Origin of the sequence: Streptomyces sp. NPDC056361 (assembly GCF_042262805.1) — a bacterium.
GTDB lineage: Bacteria > Actinomycetota > Actinomycetes > Streptomycetales > Streptomycetaceae > Streptomyces.
In genome coordinates, this window is the sequence record NZ_JBHJQI010000237.1 from 1 (window position 1) to 7,440 (window position 7,440).

Annotated in this window: 8 protein-coding genes; 2 read left to right on the forward strand and 6 right to left on the reverse strand. The window is 69.6% G+C overall.

Annotated features, from left to right (window positions below; translation table 11 throughout):
• Positions 1-257: 257 nt before the first annotated feature.
• From ACFCY7_RS38845 to thyX, 3 genes are all read right to left on the reverse strand, one after another.
• Entirely contained in the window at positions 258-1,943 is a 1,686-nt protein-coding gene (locus ACFCY7_RS38845; RefSeq protein WP_376490801.1) for a ribonuclease J, read from the reverse strand.
• Positions 1,944-2,041: 98 nt separating this feature from the next.
• Positions 2,042-2,941: a 4-hydroxy-tetrahydrodipicolinate synthase gene (gene dapA / locus ACFCY7_RS38850; protein WP_376490802.1), complete on the reverse strand. Its 900-nt coding sequence runs from the start codon at positions 2,939-2,941 to the stop codon at positions 2,042-2,044.
• Positions 2,942-3,119: 178 nt separating this feature from the next.
• Positions 3,120-3,860, reverse strand: coding sequence for an FAD-dependent thymidylate synthase (thyX, locus tag ACFCY7_RS38855; protein ID WP_376490803.1), 741 nt, complete (start codon positions 3,858-3,860; stop codon positions 3,120-3,122).
• Between the two features lie 152 nt (positions 3,861-4,012).
• On the opposite strand from thyX, the gene ACFCY7_RS38860 reads away from it, so the two are divergent.
• Both ACFCY7_RS38860 and ACFCY7_RS38865 read left to right on the forward strand, forming a co-directional pair.
• Complete coding sequence (locus ACFCY7_RS38860; RefSeq protein WP_376490804.1) at positions 4,013-4,252, forward strand: hypothetical protein; 240 nt, start codon at positions 4,013-4,015, stop codon at positions 4,250-4,252.
• Positions 4,253-4,306: 54 nt separating this feature from the next.
• A complete protein-coding gene (locus ACFCY7_RS38865) occupies positions 4,307-4,867 on the forward strand; it encodes a hypothetical protein (RefSeq protein ID WP_376490805.1) in 561 nt (186 codons plus the stop codon).
• Here ACFCY7_RS38865 and ACFCY7_RS38870 read toward each other — a convergent pair.
• The 3 genes from ACFCY7_RS38870 to ACFCY7_RS38880 form a co-directional block, all read right to left on the reverse strand.
• On the reverse strand, positions 4,857-5,309 hold the full coding sequence (locus ACFCY7_RS38870) for a hypothetical protein (RefSeq protein ID WP_376490806.1): 453 nt from the start codon (positions 5,307-5,309) through the stop codon (positions 4,857-4,859). The genes ACFCY7_RS38865 and ACFCY7_RS38870 overlap by 11 nt on opposite strands.
• Positions 5,310-5,314: 5 nt before the next feature.
• On the reverse strand, positions 5,315-6,067 hold the full coding sequence (dapB, locus tag ACFCY7_RS38875; protein WP_376490807.1) for a 4-hydroxy-tetrahydrodipicolinate reductase: 753 nt from the start codon (positions 6,065-6,067) through the stop codon (positions 5,315-5,317).
• A 25-nt stretch (positions 6,068-6,092) separates the two neighbouring features.
• Positions 6,093-7,440: M16 family metallopeptidase (locus ACFCY7_RS38880; protein WP_376490808.1), on the reverse strand; the 1,348-nt coding region annotated here is incomplete at its 5' end.

Sequence of the window (7,440 nt, forward strand, 5' to 3'; positions counted from 1 at the left end):
GCTTCCTTCGTTTCCGACTCTATCAGATCTTTTCGATCCGATTTCCTCGGTGCTTTCCGGTCCCTTTCGCTATTCGCTCCGGGGGCCTTTCGGCGGTTTCGACTTTATCAGAAGATCTGAGTCGAATTTCCCGCCTCCCGAAGAACCGTTCAGGCGCACGGCGGCGCCGGGTGGTTCCCGATCTGGCGGAGCCGTAAACGTACTGGAGCGGGGCGCCCCGATGCAAATCGAGGGGCCCCGCTCCGGTGCGGCGCTGGTCAGACCTCCACGACGACCGGGAGGATCATCGGCCGGCGACGGTAGGTGTCGGAGACCCACTTGCCGACGGTGCGGCGGATCAGCTGCTGGAGCTGGTGGGGTTCGACGACGCCGTCCTGGGCGGACTTGTTCAGGACCTGGTCGACCTTCGGGATGACGGCGTCGAAAGCCGAGTCCTCGATGCCGGAGCCCCGGGCGTGGATGTTCGGACCGCTGACGATCTTGCCGGTCGAGGAGTCCACGACCACGAAGACCGAGATGATGCCCTCGTCGCCGAGGATGCGGCGGTCCTTGAGGTGGGTCTCGGTGACGTCGCCGACCGAGAGGCCGTCCACGTACACGTAACCCGCCTGGACCTTGCCGGTGATGCGGGCGCGGCCGTCGATCAGGTCGACGACGACGCCGTCCTCGGCGATGACGATGTGGTCCTTGGGGATACCCGTCATGGCACCGAGCTCGGCGTTGGCGCGCAGGTGGCGCCATTCGCCGTGGACCGGCATGAGGTTCTTCGGACGGCAGATGTTGTAGAAGTACAGCAGCTCGCCGGCCGAGGCGTGGCCCGAGACGTGGACCTTGGCGTTGCCCTTGTGGACGACGTTCGCGCCCCATCGGGTCAGGCCGTTGATCACGCGGTAGACCGCGTTCTCGTTGCCCGGGATGAGGGAGGACGCCAGGATCACGGTGTCGCCGGGGACGATCCGGATCTGGTGGTCGCGGTTGGCCATGCGGGACAGGGCGGCCATGGGCTCGCCCTGGGAGCCGGTGCAGACCAGCACGACCTCGTCGTCCGGCAGGTCGTCGAGGGTCTTCACGTCGACGACGAGGCCGGCCGGGACCCGGAGGTAGCCCAGGTCGCGGGCGATGCCCATGTTGCGGACCATCGAGCGGCCGACGAAGGCGACCCGGCGGCCGTACTCGTGGGCGGCGTCGAGGATCTGCTGGATGCGGTGCACGTGGCTGGCGAAGCTGGCCACGATGATGCGCTTCTGGGCGTTGGCGAAGACGTTCCGCAGGACGTTGGAGATGTCCTTCTCCGGCGGGACGAAGCCGGGGACCTCGGCGTTCGTCGAGTCGGACAGCAGGAGGTCGATGCCCTCCTCGCTGAGCCGCGCGAACGCGTGGAGGTCGGTGAGCCGGCCGTCCATCGGGAGCTGGTCCATCTTGAAGTCGCCGGTGGCGACGGCCATGCCCGCGGGGGTGCGGATGGCGACGGCCAGGGCGTCCGGGATGGAGTGGTTGACCGCGATGAACTCGCAGTCGAAGGGGCCGAGGGCCTCGCGGTCGCCTTCCTTCACCTCGAGGGTGTAGGGGCGGATGCGGTGCTCCTGGAGCTTGGCCTCGATCAGGGCGAGGGTCAGCTTGGAGCCGATGAGCGGGATGTCCGGCTTGAGCCGGAGGAGGTAGGGGACGGCGCCGATGTGGTCCTCGTGGCCGTGCGTGAGCACGATGCCTTCGACGTCGTCGAGACGGTCCCGGATGATCGTGAAGTCGGGAAGGATCAGGTCGATGCCCGGCTGCTCCTCTTCGGGGAAGAGGACGCCGCAGTCGACGATGAGCAGACGGCCGTCGAACTCGAAGACCGTCATGTTGCGGCCGATCTCGCCGAGCCCGCCGAGCGGGGTGACGCGCAGGGCGCCCTTCGGGAGCTTCGGCGGGGCGCCGAGTTCGGGATGCGGATGACTCAAAAGACTCTCCTCACCACGCGCGCCACGTGCCGGTGACACGTGGCGCGCATGACATTCGTGCACTTGCTGTTGTCAGTGTTCAGTTGTGAAGTCCGATGTCAGAGTTCTACCCCGCCGGCGGCCAGGTCGACCTTGAGCTGGTCCGTCTCCTGCGGGGAGAGCTCCACGAGCGGCGGCCGCAGGGGGCCGGCCGGGAGGCCCTGGAGGGCGAGGGCGGCCTTGGTGGTCATGACGCCCTGGGTGCGGAACATGCCGGTGTAGACCGAGAGCAGCTTCTGGTGGATCTCGGTGGCCTTCTGGACCTCGCCGCCCAGGTGGGCGTCGAGGAGGGCGCGGAGTTCCGGGGTGACGAGGTGGCCCACGACGGAGACGAAGCCGCAGGCGCCGACGGAGAGCAGCGGCAGGTTGAGCATGTCGTCGCCGGAGTACCAGGCGAGGCCGGAGCGGGCGATGGCCCAGCTGGCGCGGCCGAGGTCGCCCTTGGCGTCCTTGTTGGCGACGATGCGCGGGTGCTCGGCGAGGCGGACGATCGTCTCGGTGTCGATCGGGACGCCGCTGCGGCCCGGGATGTCGTAGAGCATGACCGGCAGGCCGGTGGAGTCGGCGATGGCCGAGAAGTGCCGGTACAGGCCCTCCTGCGGGGGCTTGTTGTAGTACGGCGTGACGGCGAGGAGGCCGTGGGCGCCGTCGCGCTCGGCGGCGCGGGCGAGCTCGATGGAGTGGTGGGTGTCGTTGGTGCCGATGCCGGCGACGATGTGGGCGCGGTCGCCGACCGCCTCCAGTACCGCTCGTACGAGCTCCGATTTCTCCGCGTCGCTGGTGGTGGGGGACTCGCCGGTGGTGCCGTTGATGACGAGGCCGTCGTTGCCTGCGTCCACCAGGTGGGTGGCCAGTCGCTGGGCACCGTCGAGGTCGAGTGCGCCGTCCGCCGTGAAGGGCGTGACCATGGCGGTGAGGACCCGCCCGAAGGGGGTCTGCGGAGTGGAGATCGGAGCCATGGGTAACACGCTACTCGCTGCTCAGCGCCGGGTGTCCCCTAGGGGGACACGATAAAGGGAGCCCGGCGCTGCCTGCTCGGGGGTTCAGGCAGCGCCGGGTCCGTTTGATCAGCCTAGATGAACTTCGTGAAACGTCGCAATACGGACACTTCGTACGAGGTGTTCGGACATGCGTGCGCTACGGGGCCACACGGCCGTTCTTGTTGAAGGCGTCGTAGGTCAGCGGCATCAGCCGGGCCCAGTGCTCCTCCATCTTCTCGCCGACCATCTCGATCTCCCGCTGCGGGAAGGACGGGACCGCGGCGAGCTCGTGCTGGGTGCGCAGGCCGAGGAAGTGCATGAGCGAGCGGGCGTTGCACGTGGCGTACATCGAGGAGAAGAGGCCGACCGGGAGGACGGCGCGGGCGACCTCGCGGGCGACGCCGGCGGCCAGCATCTCCTGGTAGGTGGCGTACGCCTGACGGTACGAGTCCTCCATCGTGCGGCCGACGAGCTCGTGCTGCTCGGGGGTGCCCTCGACGAAGACGTACCTGCCCGGGCGGCCCTCCTGGACCAGCTTGCGGGAGGCGTCGGGGACGTAGAAGACCGGCTCCAGCTGCCTGTAGCGGCCCGACTCCTCGTTGTACGACCAGCCGACGCGGTGCCGCATGAACTCGCGGAACACGAAGATCGGCGCGCTGATGAAGAAGGTCATCGAGTTGTGCTCGAAGGGGCTGCCGTGGCGGTCCCGCATCAGGTAGTTGATGAGGCCCTTGGAGCGCTCCGGGTCCCTCTGGAGCTCTTCGAGGGACTGCTCGCCCGCCGTGGAGACCCGGGCCGCCCAGAGGACGTCGGAGTCGGCCGCCGCGCTCTTGACCAGCTCGACGGTGACGTCGCTCCGGAAGTCGATCTTCACGTTCTCGATGGGGCTGTCGCTCACCAGCGGTCCTTCCAGTCGGGGTGCAGTCGCCCACTCTAACGACGTCCTACCGGAGGATGAGATTCGGCTGCTTTGGTGAAAAAGGGCACCAAAGCACCGCTTCTGTCGTCTCTCTCTGTGAGGCACATCGACGACCGAGGAGAGTGGACCTGATGTTCAGCCGGAAAGAGGCCGTACCGTTCGCGTTCGTCGCGGAGGCCGACCACTTCCGCAGTAACGTCACACCGCCGCCACGGGAGCGTCCCGGCGCGGCGGAGATCGTGGGCCGTACGCTGATCGGACTGACCGTCGTGGCCGGACTCGTCGGAGCGCTGATCTTCGGCATGCCGTCGCTCCAGTCGGGGGACTCGGCCACTCGTCAGCAGCAGTCCGAGGCCTCCGACAACCGCTGAGGTAGCCTCACCGGGCACTGCCCCTTCGAGCGTGCCTGTGAGTGAGGACCTGTCGTGCCCCTGCCCTTCCTGACGGCCGACCGTGCTTTTGACACGACCGACCACGTCGCCCTGCCGTTCGACGATCACGATCAGTGGCGTCGTCCCTACCGGCCGGGGTCATGGCGGGTCGGATCGGCGGCACTCGCGCTGCTGCTCGCCTCGTTCGTGCTGCTCGCCGCGGTGATCATCGCCGCCGCCGGAGCCTTCGGCGGCGCGCTCGCCACCTTCACCATCGCCGTGCTCGTCATCGTCGCCGCCCTGCGCATGCTGCGCATGGGGACGTGGGTGAGCCGCGCCGGGGTGCGGCGCGTGGGCTTCTTCTCCACCGTCACCGTGCCGTGGGCCAAGGTGACCTCCGTGCGGACCGCCCAGCAGCCGGTGCGCTGGCTGGGACTCCCCCGCACGGTCCAGGGCCAGGCCCTGGTGCTCGACCGGCAGGGTGGTGAGCAGCTGCTGCTGCTCACCGACCACAACGCCGACTTCCTCTCCCGTGTCGAGGCCTTCGACCGGGCGGCCGACACGGTCGAGGCGTGGAACGCCGAGTACGGCGTGGTCCCGGCCGCTACGCGCTGACCGGACGCCCCTCGTGGAGCGCGATGGCACGCTGCATCGCCTTGCGGGCCCGGGGGGTGTCGCGGGCGTCGTGATAGGCGACCGCGAGCCGGAACCAGCAGCGCCAGTCCTCGGGTGAGTCCTCCGTCTCGGCCTTGCGCCGGGCGAAGACCTCGTCGGCCGAGTCCCGGTCGATCCGGCCGCCCTCGGAGCGCTTCAGCTCGTCGACGGGCAGGCCGCCCTCCGCCTCCAGTTCGGTGGCGAGGCGGCCGGCCCGGCGCGCGAACCGGGTGTTGTGCCAGAGGAACCAGCCGCCGACCGCGGGCAGCAGGAACGCCACCGCGCCCATGCCCATGGCGGCCGGCTCGCCGGTGAGGAGCAGCAGGACGCCCTCCATCGCCACCACGCCGAAGACGAGCACGAGGACGGTGGCCAGGAAGACGTACGTGATCTTTCCGCCCATGGCCGTCAGCCCAGGTCCAGGAAGTGCTCCAGGCCGAAGGTGAGGCCCGGAGCGGTGGTCACGCGGCGGGCGCCCAGAAGGATGCCCGGCATGAAGCTGGAGTGGTGCAGCGAGTCGTGGCGGACGGTGAGGGTCTCGCCCTCGCCGCCGAGCAGCACCTCCTGGTGGGCCAGCAGGCCCCGGAGGCGTACCGCGTGCACGGGCACGCCGTCGACGTCCGCCCCGCGCGCACCGGGGAGGGCGGTGGTCGTGGCGTCGGGCTGCGGGGCGCAGCCTGCCTTCGACCGGGCCTCGGCGATGAGCTGGGCGGTGCGGGTCGCCGTACCGGAGGGCGCGTCGACCTTGTTCGGGTGGTGCAGTTCGACGACCTCGACCGACTCGAAGTACGGGGCCGCGATCTGCGCGAACTTCATGGTGAGGACCGCGCCGATGGAGAAGTTCGGGGCGATCAGGACGCCGGTCGCCGGGGAGGCGGCGAGCCAGCCGTTCAGCTGCGCGAGGCGCTCCTCGGTCCAGCCGGTGGTGCCGACGACCGCGTGGATGCCGTGGCGCACGCAGAAGTCGAGGTTCTCCATGACCGAGGCCGGGGTGGTCAGCTCGACGACGACCTGGGCGCCCGCCTCGGTGAGCGCGTCCAGCTCGTCACCGCGGCCGAGGGCCGCGACCAGTTCCATGTCCTCGGCGGCCTCGACGGCCTTGACCGCCTCCGAGCCGATACGGCCCTTGGCTCCGAGGACCGCCACGCGCAGCTTGCTCATTGCTCTTCCTTAGGGGACTTGTGGGTCAGGAGACCGCTTGGTGGAGGCGGTCCGCCTGCTTGTCCTTCAGCGGGCCGATCACCGAGAGCGAGGGCCGCTGCTCCAGTACATCGCGGGCGACCTCGCGGACCTCGTCCGGGGTGACCGCCGCGATGCGGGTGAGCATGTCGTCGACCGACATCTGGGTGCCCCAGCAGAGCTCGCTCTTGCCGATGCGGTTCATCAGCGCGCCGGTGTCCTCCAGGCCGAGGACGGTCGATCCGGAGAGCTGGCCGACCGCGCGGGTGATCTCCTCGTCGGTGAGGCCGTCGGAGGCGACCTTGTCGAGCTCGTCCCGGCAGATCTTGAGGACGTCGTGGACCTGGCTGGGCCGGCAGCCCGCGTACACGCCGAAGAGGCCGCAGTCGGCGAAGCCCGAGGTGTACGAGTACACGCTGTAGGCCAGGCCGCGCTTCTCGCGGACCTCCTGGAAGAGGCGGGAGGACATGCCGCCGCCGAGGGCGGTGTTCAGCACGCCGAGGGCCCAGCGGCGCTCGTCGGTGCGGGCCAGGCCCGGCATGCCGAGGACCACGTGGGCCTGCTCGGTCTTGCGGTTCAGGAGCTCGACTCGGCCCGCGGTGCGCAGGGTGCGCAGGCCGTCGCGGGGGGCGACGGGGACTGCGTCGGTACGGCCGAGGGCTCCGGCCTTCTCGAAGGCGCGGCGGACCTGGCGTACCACCGTGGCGTGGTCGACGTTGCCGGCGGCGGCGACGACCAGGTGGGTCGGGTCGTAGTGCTTCTTGTAGAAGCGGGCGATCTGGCCGCGGGTGAGCGCGTTGATGGTGTCGACGGTGCCGAGGACCGGGCGGCCCAGCGGGGTGTCGCCGAACATCGTCTGCGCGAACAGCTCGTGCACGACGTCGCCGGGGTCGTCCTCGGTCATCGCGATCTCTTCGAGGATGACGCCGCGCTCGGCGTCGACGTCCTCTTCGAGGATGAGGGAGCCGGTGAGCATGTCGCAGACGACGTCGATCGCCAGCGGCAGGTCGGTGTCGAGGACCCGCGCGTAGTAGCAGGTGTACTCCTTCGCCGTGAAGGCGTTCATCTCGCCGCCGACCGCGTCGATCGCGGCGGAGATGTCGAGGGCGGACCGCTTGCGGGTGCCCTTGAAGAGGAGGTGCTCCAGGTAGTGGGTCGCGCCGTTGAGCGTCGGGGTCTCGTCGCGGGAGCCGACGTGCGCCCAGATGCCGAAGGTGGCGGAGCGTACGGAGGGGAGCGTCTCGGTGACGATCCGGAGGCCGCCGGGGAGGGTCGTACGGCGGACCGTGCCGATGCCGTCCCTGCCCGGGAGAAGCGTTTGGGTACGGGCGACGGCCCGCCCCTCCGAAGAGGGG

What these genes read in the sequence shown, in the direction of transcription:
- dapA (WP_376490802.1), bottom strand. Translation starts at nt 2,941, where the DNA reads ATGGCTCCGATCTCCACTCCGCAGACCCCCTTCGGGCGGGTCCTCACC.
- ACFCY7_RS38860 (WP_376490804.1), top strand. Translation starts at nt 4,013, where the DNA reads ATGTTCAGCCGGAAAGAGGCCGTACCGTTCGCGTTCGTCGCGGAGGCC.
- ACFCY7_RS38870 (WP_376490806.1), bottom strand. Translation starts at nt 5,309, where the DNA reads ATGGGCGGAAAGATCACGTACGTCTTCCTGGCCACCGTCCTCGTGCTC.
- dapB (WP_376490807.1), bottom strand. Translation starts at nt 6,067, where the DNA reads ATGAGCAAGCTGCGCGTGGCGGTCCTCGGAGCCAAGGGCCGTATCGGC.